This window comes from Ensifer sp. R-19, from assembly GCF_049905105.1.
Taxonomy (GTDB): Bacteria; Pseudomonadota; Alphaproteobacteria; order Rhizobiales; family Rhizobiaceae; genus Ensifer.
Genome location: NZ_CP184569.1, coordinates 1,621,689 through 1,643,981, shown reverse-complemented (window position 1 = coordinate 1,643,981; position 22,293 = coordinate 1,621,689). Strand labels below are relative to the sequence as shown.

Genomic DNA, 22,293 nt, shown 5'->3' with positions numbered 1-22,293 from the left:
GGGAGTTCTGCTGGCAATTGTCATGACAGCATTTGGGGCGTGGGCACAAGAGCCAGCGCCTGTTCGAGATTGGCCGCGGACATCTCTTCGGATGCGGCCAAGGGAGAGCGCAATGTGATTCCGGCGGCTGCGATGCCGTGCCGCAGGCACTCGGTCAGATTGCAGCCGGCGAGGCGCGCGGAGAGGAAGCCGGAGGCAAGCGCATCACCGGCGCCGGTGACGTCGGCCAGTGCCGGGAGCGCCGGCGGAACGGCAACGCAGATGCTGTCGCCATCGAAGGCGACGACCGCGCGGCCGCCGCGTGTGACCACGCCGCCATTGAGGCCCGCGCTTCTCAAAAGCGCCGGCCATGCTTCCGCCTCGGCCGCGTCCTTGCCGGTCAGCGCCCGTGCCTCGGATTCATTCATGAACAGGAAGGAGAGATGCTGGAGGCACGGCCGGTAGCGGATGACCTTGGCGGGCGAAACGGCAATGCCGGCGACGAGGCGCCCGTTGCCCGCGGCCGACTGGACCAGCGCGGCGATCGTTTCCTCCGGCAGGTTGGCGTCCGTCAGCACGAGCCTGCTCGTGGCGACGACATCGCGGAGCGCCCGGCGTTGCAATTGTCGCGGCGAGAACAGCCGGTAGAGTTGCATGTCGGCGAGCGCGATCACCAGATTGCCGTCGTTTTCAAGGATCGCGGTGTAGCTCGGCGTCTGGCGATCGAGAAAAGTGAGGGGGCTGTCGATGACCCCTGCTGCGGCCGCCGCCGCCGTCACCATCTCGCCGGCGGCATCGCCGCCGCGAGTGCTGATCATGCGCACGCCATGGCCAAGGCGCGCAAGGTTGCGGGCCGCGTTGAAGCCGCCACCGCCAGCCTCTTCGAACCAGGTGCCGGGATTGCTGGAACCCGGTGCGGTCGTCCCCGATATGCGGCCGCGCCTGTCGATATGCGCTCCGCCGAAGACGGCGATTTCAGCTTCCGTCATGAATGTTCCTCTGCTTGGCCCATCGGCCGAAATATCTGTTGGCTTTCTGCAATGGCCGAGGTCCAAATTCCAAGGACCCATGCGCCCGATCTCTTCGTCTCAGGCGAATCGGCCAAGCCCTGAGGGGCAGGTTTGAAGACGTACTGCGCGCATTTGAGAACCTATGGTTTCAATCCCGTGAACATGAAAAGAACGAAACCAAGATAATCATTGTTTTTCAATATATTGTCCTGCTCTTGCAAATACGGAACAAAACATGTACAAAAACTCCTGCGGCGGCTTCATTGCCTCGGTAGCTTCAATAACCTAAAGGTGGACCAAATGGCACAAAACTCTTTGCGGCTCGTAGAGGACAAATCGGTGGATAAAAGCAAGGCACTTGAAGCGGCACTTTCCCAGATCGAACGGTCGTTCGGCAAGGGATCGATCATGAAGCTCGGTGGGAAGGACAGCATCATCGAGATCGAAACCGTCTCGACGGGTTCTCTCAGCCTCGACATCGCGCTCGGCATCGGCGGCCTGCCGAAGGGCCGCATCGTTGAAATTTACGGCCCGGAAAGCTCGGGTAAGACGACGCTGGCGCTGCAGACGATCGCCGAAGCACAGAAGAAGGGCGGCATCTGCGCCTTCGTCGACGCCGAACACGCGCTCGATCCGATCTATGCGCGCAAGCTCGGTGTCGATCTCGAAAACCTCCTGATCTCGCAGCCGGACACCGGCGAGCAGGCGCTTGAGATCACCGACACGCTGGTGCGCTCCGGTGCGATCGACGTTCTCGTCGTCGACTCCGTCGCAGCGCTTGTGCCGCGCGCCGAAATCGAAGGCGAAATGGGCGACAGCCTGCCGGGCATGCAGGCACGCCTGATGAGCCAGGCGCTGCGCAAGCTGACCGCGTCGATCTCCAAGTCGAACTGCATGGTCATCTTCATCAACCAGATCCGCATGAAGATCGGCGTCATGTTCGGTTCGCCGGAAACCACCACCGGCGGCAACGCGCTGAAGTTCTACGCCTCGGTCCGCCTCGACATCCGCCGCATCGGTTCGGTCAAGGAGCGCGAAGAGGTCGTCGGCAACCAGACCCGTGTCAAGGTCGTCAAGAACAAGATGGCGCCGCCCTTCAAGCAGGTCGAGTTCGACATCATGTATGGCGAAGGCGTTTCCAAGACCGGCGAACTCGTCGATCTCGGCGTCAAGGCCGGCATCGTCGAGAAATCCGGTGCCTGGTTCTCCTATAACAGCCAGCGCCTCGGCCAGGGCCGCGAGAACGCCAAGACGTTCCTGCGCGACAACCCGGACCTGGCGCGTGAGATCGAGACGGCGCTGCGCCAGAACGCCGGCCTGATCGCCGACCGGTTCCTCGAAAACGGCGGCCCGGAACCCGACGACGGCAGCGACGACGCCGCCGAGGCGTGAAACACCAGGAACTGAAGCTTCCGGAGAACCGGTCGTCCTATGACGGCCGGTTTTTTGCTGCCGTCTGGACAGTATGATACGTGAACGATAAAAGCCTTTGGTTCCGGCGACCGAGGGCGTTGGAGGGCGTGGCCATCATGGATGGCCACGGGGTTTAAGGACAATGGCTTAGTGGCGCGGCAGATGCCGGATCCGGGCCGGAATCGGTGCTTTAGAATAGGACGCAAGATGAGCGGCGTGAATGAAATCCGGTCGACCTTTCTCGACTATTTCCGCAGGAACGGTCATGAGGTCGTGTCGTCGAGCCCGTTGGTGCCGCGCAACGACCCGACATTGATGTTCACCAATGCCGGCATGGTGCAGTTCAAGAACGTCTTCACCGGCCTGGAACAGCGTCCCTATTCGACGGCCGTGACCGCGCAGAAATGCGTGCGCGCCGGCGGCAAGCACAACGACCTCGACAATGTCGGCTACACCGCGCGCCATCACACCTTCTTCGAAATGCTCGGCAACTTCTCCTTTGGCGATTACTTCAAGGAGAACGCCATCGAGCTTGCCTGGAACCTGATCACTAGGGAATACGGCCTCGACGCCAAGCGCCTGCTGGTCACGGTCTACCACACCGACGACGAAGCCTTCGATCTCTGGAAGAAGATCGCCGGCTTCTCCGACGACCGCATCATCCGCATTCCGACGAGCGACAACTTCTGGGCCATGGGCGATACCGGGCCCTGCGGCCCATGCTCGGAAATCTTCTACGACCATGGCGACCATATCTGGGGTGGACCGCCCGGCTCGGCCGACGAGGACGGTGACCGTTTCATCGAGATCTGGAACCTCGTCTTCATGCAGTACGAGCAGATCACCAAGGAAGAGCGGGTCAACCTGCCGCGTCCGTCGATCGACACCGGCATGGGCCTCGAGCGCCTGGCAGCGGTGCTGCAGGGCCAGCACGACAACTACGACATCGACCTTTTCCGCGCCCTGATCGCAGCTTCCGAGGAAGCAACCGGCGTCAAGGCCGAGGGCGACCAGCGCGCCAGCCATCGTGTCATTGCCGACCATCTGCGTTCGTCCGCTTTCCTGATTGCCGACGGCGTGCTGCCGTCGAACGAAGGCCGCGGTTACGTGCTGCGCCGCATCATGCGCCGCGCCATGCGCCACGCGCAATTGCTCGGTGCCCGGGATCCGTTGATGTGGAAGCTCTTGCCGGCGCTGGTCGGCCAGATGGGCCGCGCCTATCCGGAACTGATGCGCGCAGAAGCGCTGATCTCCGAGACGCTGAAGCTTGAGGAAACCCGCTTCCGCAAGACGCTGGAGCGCGGTCTGAACTTGCTTTCGGACGCATCTGCCGATCTCTCGGAAGGCGACCAGTTCAACGGCGAAACCGCCTTCAAGCTCTACGACACCTACGGCTTCCCGCTCGACCTGACCCAGGACGCCCTGCGCGCCAAGGGCATCACCGTCGATACCGACGCCTTCTCTGTCGCCATGGAGCGCCAGAAGGCCGAAGCCCGCGCCAACTGGGCCGGCTCGGGCGAAGCGGCGACCGAGACGATCTGGTTCGAGCTCAAGGAAAAGCACGGCGCCACCGACTTCCTCGGCTATGACACCGAGACCGCCGAAGGCGTGATCCAGGCGATCGTGCGCGACGGCGCCGTCGTCGCTTCGGCAGCCAAGGGCGACACGGTCCAGGTGGTGCTCAACCAGACGCCGTTCTACGGCGAATCGGGCGGCCAGATGGGCGACACCGGCACGATCACCACCGAAACCGGCAAGCTTGTCGTGACCGACACGCAGAAGCGCGGCGAGGGGCTCTTCGTTCATTTCGCGACCGTTGCTGAAGGTACGGTGAAGACCGGCGACGCCGCGCAGCTCGACGTCGACCATGCGCGCCGCTCGCGCCTGCGCGCCAACCACTCGGCAACCCACCTGCTGCATGAGGCGCTGCGCGAAGTGCTCGGCACCCATGTCGCCCAGAAGGGCTCGCTGGTAGCCCCGGAACGCCTGCGCTTCGACGTTTCGCATCCGAAGCCGATGACGGCGGAAGAGCTGAAGATCGTGGAGGAAATGGCCAACGAGATCATCGTGCAGAACACGCCGGTGACCACGCGCCTGATGAGCGTCGACGATGCGATCGCCGAAGGCGCGATGGCACTCTTTGGCGAGAAGTATGGCGACGAAGTGCGCGTCGTCTCGATGGGCCGCGGCATTCACGGTTCCAAGGCCAACCGCGCCTATTCCGTCGAGCTTTGCGGCGGTACCCACGTGTCGGCCACCGGTGACATCGGTCTCGTCCGTGTCGTTTCGGAAAGCGCAGTCGGCGCCGGCGTTCGCCGCATCGAGGCGCTGACCGGCGAAGCCGCACGCGCCTATCTCAACGAGCAGGACGAGCGCGTGAAGACACTCGCCAACACGCTGAAGGTTCAGCCGGGCGACGTGCTCGGCCGCGTCGAGGCGCTGCTCGACGAACGCCGCAAGCTGGAACGCGAACTGACCGAAGCCAAGAAGAAGCTGGCGCTCGGCGGTGGCGGCGAGGCGGGTTCCGCCGACGCAGCCCGCGACATCGCTGGCGTTCGTTTCCTCGGCAAGGTCGTCTCGGGCGTCGAGCCCAAGGATCTGAAGAGCCTTGCCGATGACGGCAAGAAGAGCCTCGGCTCTGGCGTCGTCGCTTTCGTCGGCGTGTCCGGCGATGGCAAGGCGAGTGCGGTCGTGGCCGTCACCGACGATCTGACCTCGAAGCTCAGCGCCGTCGACCTCGTTCGCGTCGCATCAGCCGCGCTCGGCGGCAAGGGTGGCGGCGGACGTCCTGACATGGCCCAGGCCGGTGGTCCGGATGGTGAGAAGGCGGCCGAAGCCATCGAGGCCGTGGCCGTTGCACTGGCCGGGTAACCGTCAAAGACAGAAACTAGAAGGGCGCCACTTCGGCGCCCTTTTTTGTTCGATGTCCTCAAATTGTTAGAAAACGTCGGCATCGCTCTGAATTCTCTATTCTTTCGTCGCACCGCGGATGTTGTCGAGAGCAAGTTCGATGGACGCAAACGTTGCGACACGTGGCTCGTGCACGTCGTGGCTCGCCAGCATGCGCCGGACTTGGTGCGAGGCGCCGGTAACGATGAAGCGCACGCCGGTCCGTTCGGCCTTTCGGACGGTGCCTTCGATCACGTTAGCCGCGGTTGAATCCATGAAAGGCACGTCGCTGCAATCAAGAATGAAGTTGCGGCGCTGGTCGGCAATCCGGTCCAGCACCGAGCCAACAGTTGCCGCGGAGCCGAAGAAGAAGACGCCGGAAATGTGATAGATCACCGTATCCGGGTCGTCGGCGGCAACGGGATGTTCCTCGGCGCCATTTTCTTCCGCGCTGGATCCTGGGCGCTTCGCTTTGCCGATGGCGATGCTCTTGGCCATACGGTCGATGAAGAGAACGGCTCCAAGCGCGAAGCCGACGACGATACCTTCGGTCAGATCGCGAAAGACGACGATGGCAAAGGTGGCGAGCAGCACCACGGCATCGCCGCCTGACGATCGCAACAACGCCATGAAGGCCGGCTTCTCGACCATGTTCCAGGCGACGATCGCAAGCATGCCGGCAAGGGCTGCAAGCGGGATATAGCTTGCAAGTGGAGCAGCCACGAGCATGAAAGCGAGAAGGAAAGCCGCGTGCAGCATGCCCGACACCGGACTGGTGCCGCCGGCCCGCACATTCGTCGCCGTGCGTGCGATGGTGCCGGTGACGCAGATGCCGCCGAAGAGTGCCGAGCCGATGTTGGCAATGCCCTGGCCGATCAGTTCGACGCTGGAGCGATGACGCCGGCCGGTCATGCCGTCAGCGACGACGGCGGAAAGCAGGGATTCGATGGCTCCGAGCAGCGCGAACGAAACTGCATCCGGGAAGACCGCAGCGACCCGGTCGAAGGATAACGGCGGCAGCGCCGGCCTCGGCAGGCCGCCGGGGATGCCGCCAAAGCGGGTGCCGATCGTTTCGGTCGGCAGGTGTAACAGGGCGACGGCGACAGACGCGACGGCGATCGCGATCAGCATGCCCGGCCAATGCGGCCTCAGCTTGCGCAGGGCGAAGATAACAGCAATCGTCAGTGCCGCGGTTGCCACGGTCGCCGGGTTGATCGTGTCGATCGCGGCAGCGAGGGCGGTGATCTTGTCGAGGAAGGGGCCGGGCTCATTGCCCTCAAGCGTGATCCCGAGAAGATCGCGCAGTTGGCTTGCGAAGATGATCACCGCGATGCCGGCGGTAAAGCCAACGGTGACGGGATAAGGAATGAACTTGATGTATTTGCCGAGCCGCAAATAGCCGGCAGCAATCAGCATCACCCCGGCCATCATCGTCGCCAGCAGGAGACCGTCGACGCCGTGGCGATTGACCGTGGCAGCGACCAGCACGATGAAGGCGCCAGCCGGACCGCCGATCTGGGAGCGGCTGCCGCCGAGGAAGGAGACAAGAAAGCCGCCGACAATGGCGGTATAGAGGCCGCGATCAGGCGTGACGCCCGATGCGATGGCGATCGCCATCGACAGGGGCAAGGCAACGATTGCGACAGTGAGGCCGGCGATCGCGTCGGCGCGCAGGCGGGCGCCGTCATATCCTTCAGTGAAAACGCTCACGATCTTCGGAACAAGAGTATCGGTCATCGGCTGGGCCTTCGGCCAGAAGAGTTCCGTATCCGGTGGATTCCGGGCGGAGCCTGCAAGACGGCAATAACATAGAGCTAGCTTGAGTCGCGGCGCTTGCAAAATTGTGGCGGTACGCCGGAGAAGTCCGCAGGATTTGTCAAATTGATCTATGGTCTACAGATCCGTGAGCAAAGCGCGAAAGGGTAGACATGGACGATCGGGTAGCGTGGGCGACCTATGAACGGCGCCTGCACAGGGTCAGCGACTACATTTATGGCCATCTCGACGGCGATCTCGACCTCGATCGTCTCTCCAAGATCGCCTGTCTATCGCCGCACCACTGGCACCGCATCTATCGTGCGGTCCATGGCGAGACGCTGGCCGCAACCGTGAAGCGGCTGCGACTGCAGCGGGCCTCGGCCGATCTCGCCCAGTCCGATCTTCCTGTCGAAGAGATCGCGCAGCGCTCTGGCTACCCCAATCTCCAATCCTTCAACCGCACCTTCAAGGGAGCTTACGGGCTGCCGCCGGCGCGCTACCGGAAGGAGGGCAGCCATGTCGCCTTTGAAACCGCGTCAACGGAAGGAATCCCTGATATGTATGAAGTCACCCTCAAGGAGGTCGAGGCCTTCGACCTCGTCGGCGTCGCCCATAGCGGCTCCTACATGGAGATCGGGCGGGCGTTCGAGACGCTCTACGGAACCTTGTTCTCGCGCCAACTGTTCCGGCCGGACATGGAAATGATCGGCATCTACCTCGACGACCCCGAACTGGTGCCGACCGACAAGCTGCGCTCCTTCGCCTGCGTCAGCGCTCGCGAACAGATGCCGGTGGAGACGCCCCTGACACAGCAGCACCTTGACGGCGGCCGCTACGCCGTGCTGCGCCACAAGGGTCCCTATGCGGATATGCCGAACGCGTACCAATGGCTCTACGGCACCTGGCTGCCACAGTCCGGCCGTGAGATCCGCGACAGCCTGATGTTCGAGAAATATCTCAACAATCCCCGCGAAGTGGCGCCGACGGAGCTGTTGAGCGAAATCTATCTGCCGCTGAAGTGAGGCTTGCAAGACGTCGGTGATCGGTTGCGATCGGCGAAGTGGAACACCTCTGAACGGCCGACAAGGTTTCAAGCCTTGTCGGCCTTTTCCTGATGGCACCTGCCGATCCAGGCGCAGACATCCGGCCACACAAACAAGAAGGCCGGCTGAGCCGACCTCTCTTCGTCCGCCGTTTTGCAGTGCCGGTACATCCGTGGCCAGCAATCGCAATGCTATTGAGCCGTCGGCTTTCGCCCCTCACGGCCCGCAAGGCTTGATCAACTTGCTCATATTGATGCCGGTAACGCGAAAACCTGCGACATCGTAGACGTGTTTGGCACGTCGATTGTTCTCGGCGACACGCAGCTTTATCTGCTTAAAGCCTTTCGCTGAAAGCTCGGTTTCGAGTGCATTGAGGGCCTGCTTGGCGAAACCTTGCCCCTGCTGGCTGGCAAGGATGTGGAAATCGCTGATGAAGACCGAATGGCCGGCGAGGTCTGGTCTATACCAGAGGTAGCCTATGAGGCTGGAATCGGTCTCATTGATCACACAGAGCAGCACGTTGCCCGGCGTCTTCACGCCCTGCGGCAGATCTTGTGCGATTTCACGTCTTGCCTGCACCAGCGCGTCAGCGTCGGAAAAACCGTAGTTAGCCGAAATTTCAATGGCGTAGTCCGGAATGAAATAGTCGAGATAGGCCGGGTATTCGCTATCAAGCATCGGTCTGAATGAGATCATCGGTCGTTCCCGTAAGGGGTTGCCGCCGCGGAGACCAGCTGAGCGACGGTACTGGTAAAGACGGTGCTGGTAAAAAAGAAACCCGGCGCATGGCCGGGTTCCGTGTTTTTCGACGTGTCTGGCGCCGATCAGGCAGCCATGGCCTTCTGCAGGTTCTCGTCGATCTTGTCGAGGAAGCCGGTGGTCGAGAGCCAGGGCTGATCGGGACCGATGAGCAGCGCCAGGTCCTTGGTCATGAAGCCGGATTCGACGGTGTCGACGCAAACCTTCTCGAGCGTGTCGGCGAACTTCGCGAGTTCGGCATTGCCGTCGAGCTTGGCGCGGTGGGCGAGGCCACGGGTCCAGGCGAAGATCGAGGCGATCGAGTTGGTCGAGGTTTCCTCGCCCTTCTGGTGCTGGCGGTAGTGGCGGGTAACCGTGCCGTGGGCAGCTTCGGCTTCGACCGTCTTGCCATCCGGCGTCATCAGAACCGAGGTCATCAGGCCGAGCGAGCCGAAGCCCTGGGCGACGATGTCCGACTGCACGTCGCCGTCGTAGTTCTTGCACGCCCAGACGTAACCGCCGGACCACTTCAGGGCGGAGGCGACCATGTCGTCGATCAGGCGGTGTTCGTACCAGATCTTCAGTTCCTTGAACTTCTCGGCGAATTCTTCCTCGAAGACCTTCTGGAAGATGTCCTTGAAGCGGCCGTCATAGACCTTGAGGATGGTGTTCTTGGTCGAGAGGTAGACCGGAACCTTGCGCTGGATGCCGTAGTTGAACGAAGCACGCGCGAATTCGGTGATCGAATCGTCGAGGTTGTACATGCCCATGGCAACACCGGCCGACGGTGCGTCGAAGACGTCGTATTCGATTTCCTTGCCGTCTTCGCCGACGAACTTCATCGTCAGCTTGCCCTTGCCCGGGAACTTGAAGTCGGTGGCGCGGTACTGGTCGCCGAAGGCATGACGGCCGACGATGATCGGCTTGGTCCAGCCCGGAACCAGGCGCGGAACGTTCTTGCAGATGATCGGCTCGCGGAAGATAACGCCGCCGAGGATGTTGCGGATCGTGCCGTTCGGCGACTTCCACATCTTCTTCAGCTTGAATTCCTCGACGCGGGCTTCATCCGGCGTGATCGTGGCGCACTTGACGCCGACGCCGTGCTTCTTGATCGCGTTGGCAGCATCGACCGTCACCTGGTCTTCGGTGGCATCGCGGTTTTCGACGCTGAGGTCGTAATATTCCAGATCGACGTCGAGGTAGGGATGGATCAGCTTGTCCTTGATGAACTGCCAGATGATGCGGGTCATCTCGTCGCCGTCGAGCTCGACGACCGGATTGGCGACCTTGATCTTTGCCATGAATATGCCTCGTAGCTTATGCGGGACAGCGGGAGCGATGTCCCTTCCTCTCTGAAAAATCCTGTGCCCTATAGCACTCAGAACCGGCAAGGCAAAGCATGCTTGGCTGAAACTTTGGACGGAGGTTGAAACTGGCCTCGCACAAGGCTTCGGCACGCCTTTCCGGCTGGGCTTTCAGCGCGCCGGCCTTGCAAAGATCGCGCCTGCCGCTATGCAGAAAGAACCCCGCGAAGCGACGCGCACGTGAGGCGAACGCAGACAGATAAAGGCATCCGATGGCATTTCGTTCCCGTATGCGCGATTGGCTTCTTGCCAACGATCCGGCCTTCTCCCGCCTGCGGCAGGCCTCCCGCATCACCGCGACGATCGTCGTTTCCATTCTGCTGCTGATGGCGTTTCACTATCTCGTGGCGCCGCTGCCGCCGGCCGCCTTCGGCCTCGCTGCGTCGCTGTCGATCGAAGGCGGTCTCGCCGTTCGCGACACGACGGTGGCAGGCCAGCGCCTGACGCGCATTATCGCCGTCGCCGTCGGTGTTTGCATGGTCGGGCTTGCATCGGTTCTAGAGACTCATCGCTACGCATCTGATGTCGTTTTCCTGCTGATCATATTTCTCGCCGTCTATGGCCGGTCCTTCGGGCCCCGCGGCTTTGCCGTCGGCATGTTCGCCTTCATGTCCTATTTCACCGGCGCCTATCTGCGACCGACGCTCGACCAGCTGCCGGCGCTGTTCTTCGGCGCGGCGGTGTCAGCCACGGTCGCGCATCTTGTTCGCACACGGCTGCTGCCGGATGATCGCTACCAGGACCTGTTGCGCGCGACGGCCAGCGTGCAGCGCCGCGTCGACCAGATGCTGCAGCAACTGGCGGAGATCGCCCGCAAGCCGGTTCTCTCCGAGGTCGACCGGCGTCGGCTGCACACGACGGAAGAACGGCTGAAGGAAGCGGTGCTGATGGCCGAAAGCTTCATTCCGACCGAGAACCGGCGGCCGGAACCGGAGCCGGGCCTCGCCTCGGCCGATGTCGTCGTCAATCTTTTCGACCTGCATCTCGCGGCCGAAAGCGTGATCGTGGTGAGTTTCCAGTCGATGCCGCCGCCAGCACTGGTCGAGGCGATGCTGGCGCGTGACGGCGAGCGGATCGACGAGGAGATCGCGCGGCTCGGCGATGCCGCACCACGCCGCGCGGAAACGGTGAAGGCGCTGCTCTGGCTTCGCAATGTCAGGCAGAGGCTTGCCCGCAGCCTTGCAAAGCTGACGCCGGCCGACCTCGAAGAGCCGCAGGCACACATGAGTGGCGGACCAAGCCGCTGGAAGCCATCGCTTACTGACCCGGCGCTGAAGGCAGCGATCCAGATCACGCTTGCTTCCGGCATCGCCATGGTCTTCGGGCTGATGCTGTCACGCGAGCGCTGGTTCTGGGCGGTGCTCGCGGCGTTTCTGGTCTTCACAAACACACGTTCGCGTGGCGACACGGCCGTCAAGGCGCTGCAGCGCTCGGCAGGCACCCTCTTTGGCATCGTGGTCGGCATCGTCGTCGGCACGCTGGTTGGCGGCAATATCTATCTCGTTCTGCCGCTCTGCGCCCTCTGCGTCTTTCTTGCCTTTTATTTCCTCGCCGTTTCCTACGCGACGATGACCTTCTTCATTTCCGTCGTGCTGTCGCTGGTCTACAGCCTCATGGGCGTGCTGACGCCGCATCTCCTGCAGCTTCGTCTCGAGGAAACCATGATCGGCTCGATCGCCGGTGCGGCCGTCGCCTTCGTCGTTTTTCCGACGCGCACCCGCACCACGCTCGATGCAGCTGTCGCGACCTGGTGCGACGAACTGATCGGCCTGTTGCAGGCTGCGCGGGACGGCACTTCCGGCATGGTTCTCGTTGCCCGCTCTCAGGCGCTCGACCGGGCCTATCGCGAGCTCGCGGCGGCGGCAAAACCGCTCGGGCTTCCGTGGCAGCTGGTGACGCGCCCCGGCCATGTGCGCCAGGCGCTGGCAATCTTCATGGCCTGCACCTACTGGGCACGGGTCTTCGCGCGACGCGTCGGCACGGATGCGGAGCTGGAGGGCACCGATTTCAAAGAGGACATCGACGCCAATCTCGAACTCGTTCGGTCGGTGCGCGACAAGGCGTCCGCCTATTTCTACGAGGTCGGCCGGATCGGTGCGCCGGTCGATCGGCACCTGCCGATCTCGAAGGACGATGCGGAGCTTGGTCTCGAGATGATCGGCGTCTCTCTCAACCGGCTTCATTTGTAGTGGACTTTAATTTCCGCGGTATTTGTGCAAGGGAAGCGCCGAACGACAGGCGAAGGCACGGGAAAATGGCAGGTACGAACAGCGAGCGCGAACTTCTGGTGGAAGGACCGGCGATCATTCTCGCCTATCCGCAGCTCGGCGAAAACATCGGCATGGTTGCGCGAGCGATGGCGAATTTCGGTCTGGCAGAGCTTCGGCTCGTGAATCCGCGCGACGGCTGGCCGAGCGAAAAGGCGCGCTCGGCTGCGAGCCGCGCCGACCACGTCATCGACAGCGCCAAGCTCTATGGTTCGGTCGAAGAGGCTATTGCCGACCTCAACTTCGTCTATGCGACGACCGCTCGCGACCGCGACGGCTACAAGCCGGTCCGCTCTCCGATTGTCGCAGCGCGCACGCTGCGCCAGCGCTTCCAGGGCGGCGAGAAGACCGGGATCCTGTTCGGGCGCGAGCGCACCGGGCTTACCAACGAGGAAGTGGCGCTTGCCGACGAAATCGTGACCTTTCCGGTCAACCCGGCCTTCGCGTCGCTCAATCTCGCTCAGGCGGTGCTGCTCATGTCCTATGAGTGGCTGAAGACCGGCATGGAATCGGAGGACCAGACCTCCTTCCAGGCGATCGAGCAGCGGCCGGCAACCAAGGAACATCTGCAGGGGCTCTTCGAGCATGTCGAGGAAGCGCTCGACGCGCGCAACTATTTCCGCTCCGCCGACAAAAAGCCGAAATTGGTCGAAAACCTGCGCGCTGTTCTGACCAGACCATCCTTTACCGAATCCGAAATCCAGGTGCTGCGCGGCGTCATTTCTTCGCTCGACCGGTTCACGCGGGAAAACCCGCGGGGCTCCGGCGCTCCGGGTGATCACAGCAGGGGCGAGCACAACAGGAAAGCGCGAGACAAAGGTGACAGCGAGTGAACTGAAACCCATTCTCGTCTTCGACAGCGGCATCGGCGGCTTGACCGTGCTGCGCGAGGCGAGGGTGCTGATGCCCGAGCGGCATTTCATCTATGTGGCCGACGACGCCGGCTTTCCCTATGGTGGCTGGGAAGAGGCGGCGCTGAAGGCGCGGGTGATCGAGCTTTTCGGCCGGCTGCTTTCCGAGCATGATCCGGAAATCTGCGTGATCGCCTGCAACACCGCCTTCACGCTGGTCGGCGCCGACCTTCGCGCCGCCTATCCTCAGATGACCTTCGTCGGCACAGTGCCTGCGATCAAGCCGGCAGCCGAGCGCACACGTTCCGGTCTTGTGTCTGTTCTGGCGACGCCGGGCACCGTCAAGCGCGCCTATACGCGTGATCTCATCCAGTCCTTCGCCAGCCAATGTCACGTGCGCCTCGTCGGCTCGGAGAACCTCGCCAAGATGGCGGAGGCCTATATTCGTGGCGAGAAGCTGGATGATGAGACGGTCCTTGCCGAAATCGCCCCGTGTTTCGTCGAGATGGACGGCAGGAAGACCGATATCGTCGTGCTGGCCTGCACGCACTATCCCTTCATGGCCAATGTCTTCCGAAAGCTCGCGCCATGGCCTGTCGACTGGCTGGATCCGGCCGAAGCGATTGCCCGGCGGGCGCGTTCGCTCGTGCCGCTGCCGAACGGCTTCGAGCCGTTGAATGGCCAGGATCCGGCAATTTTTACCTCCGGCAAGCCAGATTTTGCGACCCGGCGGCTGATGCAGGGATTCGGCCTGACGGTAACGCCCGACGCAGCCGTGGAGCACCGGGCGAGACGGACTGAGGCGATCGGCTAGAAGAAGATCGCCAGGGAAATGCCGATCAAGACAGCCAGCACGCAGGCGGTCCGGAAGTGCATGCGGCTGGTGCGTGCGGCTTCATCCCTTGACGTGATGCGTTGCGTATCCTTGTAAGCGTCGCGCATGCGCTGATCGAGATTGTTCATCTCCATTTGCTGTTCTGTTTCGTAGTGTTCCATCACTGCCCCTGGCAAAACGCTTCGACCATAACCGATATGGGCATTCGCCTTTGCTCGCAAAAGTACGAACTTCAGCCAACCTCAACTTTATCTTGCGGCGAGCGGATTTGTGCATCCGGTTCTTTCCGGGTGACTTTCCGGCATGTATTCCCTGTGGGTTTTCTGCGTCGGAGGCACGCATTCCGGCAAAAGCGTGCTAGGTGTCGCCGGCTCGGCGGTCTGCGCCCGAGCGCGAATCAATTCAGCAAGAGGTGGAAATGAAGGTCGGCATCGACATGGGAGCGACGTCCGAAGGGACATCGGCCTCGCTCGATATCGAGGAGCTTCTGGCCACCCGTCTGCTGGTGCAGGGTAATTCCGGTTCGGGCAAGTCGCACCTGTTGCGTCGGCTGCTGGAGCAGTCGGCACCCTGGGTGCAGCAGTGCATCATCGATCCCGAGGGCGATTTCGTCACGCTCGCCGACAAGTTCGGCCATGTGGTCGTCGAGGGCGAGCGGACCGATGCGGAGCTGATTGGCATCGCCAACCGCATTCGCCAGCACCGCGTCTCCTGCGTGCTCTCGCTCGAAGGCCTCGATATCGAGCAGCAGATGCGCAACGCCGGCGTGTTCCTCAACGCCATGTTCGATGCCGACCGCGAGTTCTGGTATCCGGTGCTCGTCGTGGTCGACGAAGCACAGATGTTTGCGCCGTCCGTTGCCGGCGACGTCACCGAAGAGGTGCGCAAGATTTCGCTCGGCGCCATGACCAACCTGATGTGCCGCGGCCGCAAGCGCGGACTTGCCGGCGTGATTGCCACGCAGCGTCTGGCGAAACTTGCCAAGAACGTGGCGGCCGAAGCCTCCAACTTCCTGATGGGTCGTACCTTCCTCGACATCGACATGCTGCGTGCGGCCGATCTGCTCGGCATGGACCGGCGCACGGCGGAAATGTTCCGTGACCTGAAGCGCGGCTCCTTCGTCGCACTCGGCCCGGCGCTGTCGCGCAGACCGCTGAAGGTGACGATCGGCACGGTCGAGACATCGGCCCGTTCGACGAGCCCGAAGCTCATGCCGCTGCCGGAGGCGCCGCAGGACGTCGAGGATTTGATCTTCACGCCGGACCCGGACGAGTTGACCCGGCCGATCATGCGCCGCGCGGTCGCGCCGCCGCGCCCGACAACGGACATCCTCGCCGAACTATCACGCCCGCGGCCGGAAGCAGCAGCGCCAATCGAGGCGAGGCCGGTTCAGCCGGAGATGACCGCTGACGAGAAAGAAAGCCTGCTCGACAGCGTCTTCGCGGAAATCCTCACCAATCCGGAGGCGGCCTTCCGTCCCGATGCAGAACTGTTCCAGGACTTCCTGGTGCGTTGCCGCATTCGCCGCCTGCCGTCAGGTGCAGCACTTTCCCTCAGTGCCTTCCGCCGCAAGATGGCGGTTGCCCGTTCCGGTGTCGACGCCGAGACGGCGGCGACCGAGACCTGGGCGCAGGCCTTGCAGCTTGCCGATCGTGTGACCGAGGATCTTCAGGCCGTGTTCCTGATGATGGCGCAAGCAGCCGTCCGCCGCCTGCCGTGTCCTTCGGACGCGATGATTGCGCGCGCCTATGGCACGCATTCGGCCCGTCGTGCGCGCCGCCTGCTCGGATATTTCGAGGAACACGGGCTGATCGTCATCCATGCGGACTTCTCCGGTAAGCGCATCGTCGCCTTTCCGGACCTTGGCAGCGAAACCGCGCCGGGGGATGCGAACGGACCGGATATGGGCAACACGACGGCCACGGCGGCCGAGTAAGCCGCCTCCATTCCCGATTCCCGCGCCTTTGGGCTACTGTCACAGCCAAAAGCGCACGAATGCTAGAGCCAGGTCTGAACCACCCGATCCGACGCGTGGATGCAAGTCATCTGCAGCCGGCTGGTGCCAGTGTTGACGAAACGGTGCGGCGTCTCGGGATCGACGACGATGATGTCGCCGGCCTTGCCCATGATCTTTTGCTCACCGACAGTGAACTCCGCTTCGCCGGAATGCACGATCCAGGTCTCCGGATAGGGATGGATGTGAAGGGCGGCCCCTGGCCGGGCTCGGCATCCATCAGGAACAGCGAGATGGGTGCGCCGTATTGCCCGCCTTCAAACAGGATGGTTCGGTTGGGGCTCTGCTTCTGCTCTGCACGCGGAATGACATGAAACATGCTGGCCTCCATCTCCGGTCGGGTTGGCTTCCCGTTGCGGATGAATTATCTTCACGAGAAGATATTATCCGAAACTATCTTCTCGTCAAGATATATTGATGAAATGAGGTGAGCAATGCAGAATGAGAACGAGGCGAGGGATCACGTCGACCGGCTGCAGGCGCAGTGGGCGGCAGAACTGCCCGACCTCAATACCGAGCCGATGACCATCCTTGGGCGCGCCTACCGCCTTTCCAACCTTGTGCGCCCGTCGATCGAGGAGACGTTCGCCTCCTTCGGCCTCGACCGCGGCGAGTTCGATGTGATCTCGACGCTTAGGCGTTCAGGTTCGCCTTATCGCCTGACGCCGACCGACCTTTATACATTGCTGATGATCTCGTCGGGCGGGCTCACGCACCGGCTCGATCGACTGCAAAAGGCTGGGCTAATCGTGCGCGAGCGCTCGGCCTCCGATGGCCGAAGCAGCGTCGTCGGACTGACCGAGAAAGGAATAGCGCTTGCGGAAACGGCGATTCGCGCGGATATGACCAGCGAGGCGCAGTACCTCGAAGGGCTGAGCAAGGAGGATCGCGCCGCATTGGCGGCGCTCCTCAGGAAACTGCTCGTCTCGCTGGAACGGGCCGAAGCCGTTGATCCGGCTTGAACGGATGCCGGTTTGTCACAATTTCGTTGACAATAGGGGCCGGACGCACTAAAGCCGCCCCAACGCCGGGCAGAAATGTCCGGTGTTTCATTTGACATGTCCCGTGGCTTCTCCGTCAGCGTGATCGTGAGAAACCTGTCAGAATCCCGAAAATGGGTTCAGAGGAGGGCGTGTTTCCTTGATCCGGTTTGGAAACAGACCGGTGTAACTGTTTGAAAGGAAATGCGATGAGCAAGCGCGAATCGTCCAAGTACAAAATTGACCGCCGTATGGGCGAAAACATCTGGGGCCGTCCGAAGTCCCCGGTAAACCGCCGCGAATACGGCCCGGGCCAGCACGGCCAGCGCCGCAAGTCCAAGCTCTCGGACTTCGGTGTACAGCTGCGCGCCAAGCAGAAGCTCAAGGGCTACTACGGCGACATCCGCGAGAAGCAGTTCCGCGCGATCTTCGCTGAAGCTTCCCGCCGCAAGGGCGACACCCCGGAAAACCTGATCGGCCTGCTCGAGTCGCGTCTCGACGCGATCGTCTACCGCGCCAAGTTCGTTCCGACGGTCTTCGCAGCCCGTCAGTTCGTCAACCACGGCCACGTCAAGGTCAACGGCGTCCGCGTCAACATCGGTTCCTACCGTTGCAAGCCGGGCGACGTTATCGAAGTCAAGGAAAAGTCCAAGCAGCTCGTAACCGTTCTGGAATCGGTTTCGCTCGCTGAGCGTGACGTTCCGGACTACATCGAAGCCGACCACAACAAGATGGTTGCGACCTTCGTCCGCGTTCCGGGCCTCTCTGACGTTCCGTACCCGGTCGTCATGGAACCGCACCTGGTCGTCGAATTCTATTCGCGTTAATCCGGGGCTCACGCCTTGTGACGTATCGAAAACCGCCCGGAAACGGGCGGTTTTTTTTTTCGGTAGCGATTACCTTGCGCTGCCGTCCATGGCGCGATTTCATCCCTTCGACAGGCGATGAGTGAGAGGGAAGCCGATGCCCGAGCAGAACGCTGCGCAGGACCTGCAGGCGATTATCGACGATATCCACCGGGAGCTGAGCCCAAGGTTCGGCCAGGGCAAGGTCGCCGACTACATTCCGCAACTCGCGCGCGTCGATCCCAAACATTTCGGCATGGCGATCGTGACCACCGACGGCAAGATCTACCGGGTCGGCGATGCCGAAGTGCCGTTTTCGATCCAGAGCGTCTCCAAGGTATTCACACTGACGCTGGCACTCGGCAAACACGGCGAAAACATCTGGCACCGTGTCGGCCGCGAGCCATCCGGCTCGGCCTTCAACTCCATCGTCCAGTTGGAGCAGGAAGGCGGAAAGCCGCGCAATCCCTTTATCAATGCCGGCGCCATCACCATCAGCGACCTGATCCTCGCCGGCCATACGCCGCGGGAACTGATCGGCGAAATCGTGCAGTTCATCCGTTACCTTGCCGACGACGACGAGATCGTCATCGACCACGAAGTTGCGCGTTCGGAGACGGCCACCGGCTACAGGAACTTCGCCCTTGCCAATTTCATGCGCTCCTTCGGCAAGCTCGACCATCCGGTGGAGCATGTACTCGGCGTCTATTTCCACCATTGCGCCTTGGCGATGACCTGCAGCCAGCTGGCCAAGGCCGGGCTGTTTCTGGCCGCTGGCGGCAGCAATCCGCTGACGGGCCATAACGTCGTCTCGCGCCAGCGGGCGCGACGCATCAACGCGCTGATGCTGACCTGCGGCCACTATGACGGCTCGGGCGATTTCGCCTACCGCGTTGGCCTGCCGGGCAAGAGCGGCGTGGGTGGCGGAATTCTGGCGGTGGCGCCGGGCAGGGCGTCGGTTGCCGTCTGGTCTCCTGGTCTCAACGAAAACGGCAACTCGCTGCTCGGCTCGCTGGCGCTTGAGATGCTGGCAGCGCGCACCGGCTGGTCGGTCTTCGGGTCCTAGGACCTTCTGCGGCATCGCAACCAGCACAATCCGGCCGATTTCCCTTGATCTTGACGGCCGGAGCGGGCAAGTGCAGGCCAAGATTTGCCGGGCGCGGGTTGCGCCCGTGCCTACCGCACAGGATCCCCGCCATGGACCTTTCGCTTAACGTGTCGCAAGACCAGGCCGAAATCACTTTCGATGAGGGCGAGATCGACGCCGGCACGCATCCGCTGTTCAGCCGCATGCCGTCCTCCGTCTCGTTCAACAAGCTGCGCAAGCGCCTTCTGCGCCAGACCCGCCAGGCGCTCGACGACTTCGGTATGCTGAAGGGCGCGAAGCGCTGGCTGATCGGCCTTTCCGGCGGCAAGGACAGCTACAGCCTGCTTGCGCTCTTGATGGACCTGCAATGGCGCGGGCTCTTGCCGGTGGAGCTCATCGCCTGCAATCTCGACCAGGGCCAGCCGAACTTCCCGAAGCACATCCTGCCGGAATACCTTGCATCGATCGGCGTCAAGCATCGCATCGAGTATCGCGACACCTATTCGATCGTGAAGGAAAAGGTGCCGACGGGGGCGACCTACTGTTCGCTCTGTTCGCGGCTGCGCCGCGGCAACCTCTATCGCATCGCGCGCGAAGAGAGGTGTGACGCGCTGGTGCTCGGCCACCACCGAGAAGACATCCTCGAAACCTTCTTCATGAACTTCTTCCATGGCGGAAGGCTCGCCTCGATGCCGGCGAAGCTGCTGAACGATGAAGGCGATCTGATGTTGCTTCGCCCGCTCGCCTATGCGGCCGAGGACGATCTCGCCAAGTTTGCCTCCGCGATGGAGTTTCCGATCATCCCCTGCGACCTCTGCGGCTCGCAGGATGGTCTCGAGCGCAATGCGATGAAGGCGATGCTGGCCGATATCGAGCGGCGCATGCCCGGCCGCAAGGACACGATGCTGCGCGCGCTCGGTCACGTGAACCCGTCGCATCTGCTCGATCCCAAGCTGTTCGATTTCCTGTCCCTCACACCGGAGCCCAAAGAATGAGCCATTCCGTTGACATCGCCGGCCTTGCCAACCTCCTGCAGGAAGCGGCGGTCAAAGAGATCCTGCCGCGGTTCCGCAATCTTGATGCAGGCGATGTCCGGATGAAGTCCGAAGCGATCGATCTCGTGACCGAAGGCGACGAGGCGGCCGAACGGCTGATCAAGTCACGTATCGAAGAGGTGGCACCGGGCGCTCTGTTCGTCGGCGAAGAATCGGTAGCAGCCGATCCGACCCTTCTCGACAAGCTCAACGAGACCGATCTCGCCGTCGTCGTCGACCCGATCGACGGCACCTTCAACTTCGCCGCTGGCCTGCCGCTCTTCGGCGTGATGGCGAGCGTGGTCTCCAAGGGTGAGACGGTCGCTGGCATCATCTACGATCCGCTCGGCAACGACTGGGTGATCGCGGAGAAGGGCTCGGGCGCCTGGATGTGCCGCCCTGACGGCTCGCAGGAGCGTATGTCGGTGACGGCGGGCGTGCCGCTGGAAACCATGGTCGGCGGTGCCTCGACTGGCTTTTACCAGCAGGAAGCACGGCGCGAAGTCATGGCCAATATGGCCAAGGTGCGTATGGCCACCAGCTACCGCTGTGCGGCGCACGAGTATCGCATCTTCGCGGCTGGGCATCTGCACTTCCTGATGTACCAGAAGTTGATGCCCTGGGATCACTTGGCGGGAACGCTGATTTCGCAGGAAGCCGGTGCCTATGCGGCCCGCTTCGACGGTTCGCCCTATCTGCCTGCCCATCTCAACGGCGGCCTGCTGCTCGCGACCGACAAGGAGAGCTGGGAGACGCTTCGCCGCGAGGTCTTCACGGTCTAAGCCGTTTGAAGCCGACTGCAAATGAAAAGCCCGCCCGGATCGCTCCGGGCGGGTTTTGTTTTTGCCATGCGGCTGCCAATCACATATGGCCGCCACCGTGATCCATGGTGACGTCCTTGTCGCCAGGATGGGTGAAGAGCTTCCCCTTCTCGGCCCAGAGCGTCGCCAGAACCGTCAGAATGCCGAAGAGGGCAAAGCCGCCAAAGAGCGGCTGCAGCGTACCGTTGAAGAGCTGGCCGACGGTGCCGCCGATCAAGGCGCCACCGGTGGTCGAGACAAAGCCGGTGATCGCCGTCGCCGTGCCGGCAAGGTGCCCCATCGGCTCAAGGCTGATCGCGGTGAAGTTCGTCGCGATCACCGCAAAGAACATCAGGAGCACCGAGAACATCAGGTAGCTGACGACGAAGGCCGGCGTGCCGGAGAGCGACATCACGAAGCCGACGACCGAAAGCAGCGTGAACAGGATCATCGAGACGTGCGAGATCCGGCGCATGCCGAAGCTGCGGACGAAGAAGCCGTTGGCGAAGTTCGCGACCGCGATGCCGCCGGCCGTGCCGGCAAAGGCGATCGGCAGCCAGTCACCGAGGCCATAGACCTCGCCGAAGATCTGCTGAACCGTGACGATGTAGGCGCAGATGACCGCGGTGAAGAGCGTCATGCCGATCATGTAGCCGCAGGTGATGCGGTTGGTGAGAACGGTCTTGAAGCCCGAGGCAACCGCCCCGACGGAGAGCGGCATGCGCTCCTCGCGCGGCAGGGACTCCTTCATGCGGGAAAAGGCCCAGACGAACAGGATCGCGCCGATGACGCCGATCAGGATGAAGATCCAGTGCCAGTTGGCATAAAGGATCACGAGCTGGCCGATCGAGGGTGCAACGATCGGAACGATCATGAAGACGATCATGACATAGGACATGACGCGCGCCATCTCGCGGCCGCCGAAGCAATCGCGCACGATCGCCATGGTGGTGATGCGGATCGCGGCCGCGCCGATGCCCTGAATGAAACGCAGGATGAGCAGCGTCTCGAAGCTCTGGGTGAGAGCGGCGGCGAACATCGACACGGTAAAGAAGGCGAGGCCGCCGAGCAGCACGCGGCGTCGGCCGAAGGCATCGGAGAGGCTGCCGAAGAAGATCTGCGAAATGCCGAAGCCGAGGAAGAAGACGCCGATCACCAACTGGCTATCATTGGTGTTGGCGACGTTCAGAGACTGGCCGATCGCCGGCAACGCCGGCAACATGCTGTCGATGGCGATGGCGACACTCGCCGTCATGACGGCGATGGTGATGATGAACTCGACGATGCCCATGTTGAGGCGCTGAGCCCCGGAAACCCCGTCGATATGTTCGGATTGATTGGTGATGGTGGTCATTGGGTGAGCCCGTAAATTCTTCAAAAATGAGG

Annotated in this window: 19 protein-coding genes; 12 read left to right on the top strand and 7 right to left on the bottom strand. The window is 62.3% G+C overall.

Annotated features, from left to right (window positions below):
* Window positions 1-20: 20 nt before the first annotated feature.
* Complete coding sequence (locus ACN9MO_RS08015; RefSeq protein ID WP_057248920.1) at window positions 21-968, bottom strand: carbohydrate kinase family protein; 948 nt, start codon at window positions 966-968, stop codon at window positions 21-23.
* Window positions 969-1,289: 321 nt separating this feature from the next.
* On the opposite strand from ACN9MO_RS08015, the gene recA reads away from it, so the two are divergent.
* Both recA and alaS read left to right on the top strand, forming a co-directional pair.
* Window positions 1,290-2,381 (top strand): recombinase RecA, encoded by a 1,092-nt coding sequence (gene recA, locus ACN9MO_RS08010; protein ID WP_057248921.1) that lies wholly within the window; start codon window positions 1,290-1,292, stop codon window positions 2,379-2,381.
* Window positions 2,382-2,609: 228 nt separating this feature from the next.
* Complete coding sequence (gene alaS, locus ACN9MO_RS08005) at window positions 2,610-5,273, top strand: alanine--tRNA ligase (RefSeq protein WP_057248922.1); 2,664 nt, start codon at window positions 2,610-2,612, stop codon at window positions 5,271-5,273.
* A gap of 96 nt (window positions 5,274-5,369) precedes the next feature.
* Here the strand turns inward: alaS and ACN9MO_RS08000 are convergent, their stop codons facing one another.
* On the bottom strand, window positions 5,370-7,028 hold the full coding sequence (locus tag ACN9MO_RS08000; RefSeq protein ID WP_057248923.1) for a SulP family inorganic anion transporter: 1,659 nt from the start codon (window positions 7,026-7,028) through the stop codon (window positions 5,370-5,372).
* Window positions 7,029-7,219: 191 nt separating this feature from the next.
* On the opposite strand from ACN9MO_RS08000, the gene ACN9MO_RS07995 reads away from it, so the two are divergent.
* Window positions 7,220-8,071, top strand: a complete 852-nt coding sequence (locus ACN9MO_RS07995) for an AraC family transcriptional regulator (RefSeq protein ID WP_425987045.1) — start codon at window positions 7,220-7,222, stop codon at window positions 8,069-8,071.
* Window positions 8,072-8,308: 237 nt separating this feature from the next.
* Here ACN9MO_RS07995 and ACN9MO_RS07990 read toward each other — a convergent pair whose 3' ends face one another.
* Together ACN9MO_RS07990 and ACN9MO_RS07985 are read right to left on the bottom strand one after the other, a co-directional pair.
* Window positions 8,309-8,770 carry a GNAT family N-acetyltransferase gene (locus ACN9MO_RS07990; RefSeq protein WP_197417423.1) on the bottom strand — a complete coding sequence of 154 codons (462 nt, stop codon included), beginning with the start codon at window positions 8,768-8,770 and terminating at the stop codon, window positions 8,309-8,311.
* A 146-nt stretch (window positions 8,771-8,916) separates the two neighbouring features.
* Window positions 8,917-10,131 carry an NADP-dependent isocitrate dehydrogenase gene (locus tag ACN9MO_RS07985; RefSeq protein ID WP_057248926.1) on the bottom strand — a complete coding sequence of 405 codons (1,215 nt, stop codon included), beginning with the start codon at window positions 10,129-10,131 and terminating at the stop codon, window positions 8,917-8,919.
* A gap of 275 nt (window positions 10,132-10,406) precedes the next feature.
* Between ACN9MO_RS07985 and ACN9MO_RS07980 the strand changes: the two genes are divergently transcribed.
* The 3 genes from ACN9MO_RS07980 to murI all read left to right on the top strand — a co-directional run bounded on the left by ACN9MO_RS07980 (window position 10,407) and on the right by murI (window position 14,126).
* Entirely contained in the window at window positions 10,407-12,383 is a 1,977-nt protein-coding gene (locus ACN9MO_RS07980) for an FUSC family protein (RefSeq protein ID WP_057248927.1), read from the top strand.
* A 65-nt stretch (window positions 12,384-12,448) separates the two neighbouring features.
* On the top strand, window positions 12,449-13,294 hold the full coding sequence (locus ACN9MO_RS07975; protein ID WP_057248928.1) for an RNA methyltransferase: 846 nt from the start codon (window positions 12,449-12,451) through the stop codon (window positions 13,292-13,294).
* Window positions 13,281-14,126, top strand: coding sequence for a glutamate racemase (murI, locus tag ACN9MO_RS07970; RefSeq protein WP_057248929.1), 846 nt, complete (start codon window positions 13,281-13,283; stop codon window positions 14,124-14,126). The genes ACN9MO_RS07975 and murI overlap by 14 nt, the downstream gene beginning before the upstream one ends.
* On the opposite strand, the gene ACN9MO_RS07965 is transcribed toward murI, so the two are convergent.
* Entirely contained in the window at window positions 14,123-14,308 is a 186-nt protein-coding gene (locus tag ACN9MO_RS07965; protein WP_156414594.1) for a hypothetical protein, read from the bottom strand. The genes murI and ACN9MO_RS07965 overlap by 4 nt on opposite strands.
* 257 nt (window positions 14,309-14,565) lie before the next feature.
* On the opposite strand from ACN9MO_RS07965, the gene ACN9MO_RS07960 reads away from it, so the two are divergent.
* Window positions 14,566-16,083, top strand: coding sequence for an ATP-binding protein (locus ACN9MO_RS07960; RefSeq protein ID WP_057248930.1), 1,518 nt, complete (start codon window positions 14,566-14,568; stop codon window positions 16,081-16,083).
* Window positions 16,084-16,145: 62 nt separating this feature from the next.
* On the opposite strand, the gene ACN9MO_RS07955 is transcribed toward ACN9MO_RS07960, so the two are convergent.
* On the bottom strand, window positions 16,146-16,319 hold the full coding sequence (locus ACN9MO_RS07955; RefSeq protein ID WP_425987041.1) for a cupin domain-containing protein: 174 nt from the start codon (window positions 16,317-16,319) through the stop codon (window positions 16,146-16,148).
* Between the two features lie 276 nt (window positions 16,320-16,595).
* Here ACN9MO_RS07955 and ACN9MO_RS07950 point away from each other — a divergent pair, with 276 nt between their 5' ends.
* The 5 genes from ACN9MO_RS07950 to ACN9MO_RS07930 all read left to right on the top strand — a co-directional run bounded on the left by ACN9MO_RS07950 (window position 16,596) and on the right by ACN9MO_RS07930 (window position 20,889).
* Window positions 16,596-17,123 (top strand): MarR family winged helix-turn-helix transcriptional regulator, encoded by a 528-nt coding sequence (locus ACN9MO_RS07950; protein WP_057248931.1) that lies wholly within the window; start codon window positions 16,596-16,598, stop codon window positions 17,121-17,123.
* Window positions 17,124-17,350: 227 nt separating this feature from the next.
* The gene (rpsD, locus tag ACN9MO_RS07945) at window positions 17,351-17,968 is read left to right on the top strand and encodes a 30S ribosomal protein S4 (protein WP_057248932.1); all 618 of its coding nucleotides are present in this window, start codon (window positions 17,351-17,353) and stop codon (window positions 17,966-17,968) included.
* 136 nt (window positions 17,969-18,104) lie between these two features.
* A complete protein-coding gene (locus ACN9MO_RS07940; RefSeq protein ID WP_057248933.1) occupies window positions 18,105-19,052 on the top strand; it encodes a glutaminase in 948 nt (315 codons plus the stop codon).
* A 131-nt stretch (window positions 19,053-19,183) separates the two neighbouring features.
* Window positions 19,184-20,068 (top strand): tRNA 2-thiocytidine(32) synthetase TtcA, encoded by an 885-nt coding sequence (gene ttcA / locus ACN9MO_RS07935; RefSeq protein ID WP_057248934.1) that lies wholly within the window; start codon window positions 19,184-19,186, stop codon window positions 20,066-20,068.
* On the top strand, window positions 20,065-20,889 hold the full coding sequence (locus ACN9MO_RS07930) for an inositol monophosphatase family protein (protein WP_057248935.1): 825 nt from the start codon (window positions 20,065-20,067) through the stop codon (window positions 20,887-20,889). Before ttcA ends, ACN9MO_RS07930 begins: the two co-directional genes overlap by 4 nt.
* Before the next feature lie 79 nt (window positions 20,890-20,968).
* On the opposite strand, the gene ACN9MO_RS07925 is transcribed toward ACN9MO_RS07930, so the two are convergent.
* Window positions 20,969-22,261, bottom strand: a complete 1,293-nt coding sequence (locus ACN9MO_RS07925; protein ID WP_057248936.1) for a multidrug effflux MFS transporter — start codon at window positions 22,259-22,261, stop codon at window positions 20,969-20,971.
* Between the last annotated feature and the right edge of the window lie 32 nt (window positions 22,262-22,293).

What these genes read in the sequence shown, in the direction of transcription:
- ACN9MO_RS07980 (WP_057248927.1), top strand. Translation starts at nt 10,407, where the DNA reads ATGGCATTTCGTTCCCGTATGCGCGATTGGCTTCTTGCCAACGATCCG.
- ACN9MO_RS08000 (WP_057248923.1), bottom strand. Translation starts at nt 7,028, where the DNA reads ATGACCGATACTCTTGTTCCGAAGATCGTGAGCGTTTTCACTGAAGGA.
- ACN9MO_RS07960 (WP_057248930.1), top strand. Translation starts at nt 14,566, where the DNA reads ATGAAGGTCGGCATCGACATGGGAGCGACGTCCGAAGGGACATCGGCC.
- ACN9MO_RS07930 (WP_057248935.1), top strand. Translation starts at nt 20,065, where the DNA reads ATGAGCCATTCCGTTGACATCGCCGGCCTTGCCAACCTCCTGCAGGAA.
- ACN9MO_RS07995 (WP_425987045.1), top strand. Translation starts at nt 7,220, where the DNA reads ATGGACGATCGGGTAGCGTGGGCGACCTATGAACGGCGCCTGCACAGG.
- ACN9MO_RS07965 (WP_156414594.1), bottom strand. Translation starts at nt 14,308, where the DNA reads ATGGAACACTACGAAACAGAACAGCAAATGGAGATGAACAATCTCGAT.
- rpsD (WP_057248932.1), top strand. Translation starts at nt 17,351, where the DNA reads ATGAGCAAGCGCGAATCGTCCAAGTACAAAATTGACCGCCGTATGGGC.
- ACN9MO_RS07990 (WP_197417423.1), bottom strand. Translation starts at nt 8,770, where the DNA reads ATGCTTGATAGCGAATACCCGGCCTATCTCGACTATTTCATTCCGGAC.
- recA (WP_057248921.1), top strand. Translation starts at nt 1,290, where the DNA reads ATGGCACAAAACTCTTTGCGGCTCGTAGAGGACAAATCGGTGGATAAA.
- alaS (WP_057248922.1), top strand. Translation starts at nt 2,610, where the DNA reads ATGAGCGGCGTGAATGAAATCCGGTCGACCTTTCTCGACTATTTCCGC.
- ACN9MO_RS07950 (WP_057248931.1), top strand. Translation starts at nt 16,596, where the DNA reads ATGCAGAATGAGAACGAGGCGAGGGATCACGTCGACCGGCTGCAGGCG.
- ACN9MO_RS07985 (WP_057248926.1), bottom strand. Translation starts at nt 10,131, where the DNA reads ATGGCAAAGATCAAGGTCGCCAATCCGGTCGTCGAGCTCGACGGCGAC.
- ACN9MO_RS08015 (WP_057248920.1), bottom strand. Translation starts at nt 968, where the DNA reads ATGACGGAAGCTGAAATCGCCGTCTTCGGCGGAGCGCATATCGACAGG.
- ACN9MO_RS07975 (WP_057248928.1), top strand. Translation starts at nt 12,449, where the DNA reads ATGGCAGGTACGAACAGCGAGCGCGAACTTCTGGTGGAAGGACCGGCG.
- ttcA (WP_057248934.1), top strand. Translation starts at nt 19,184, where the DNA reads ATGGACCTTTCGCTTAACGTGTCGCAAGACCAGGCCGAAATCACTTTC.
- ACN9MO_RS07925 (WP_057248936.1), bottom strand. Translation starts at nt 22,261, where the DNA reads ATGACCACCATCACCAATCAATCCGAACATATCGACGGGGTTTCCGGG.
- ACN9MO_RS07940 (WP_057248933.1), top strand. Translation starts at nt 18,105, where the DNA reads ATGCCCGAGCAGAACGCTGCGCAGGACCTGCAGGCGATTATCGACGAT.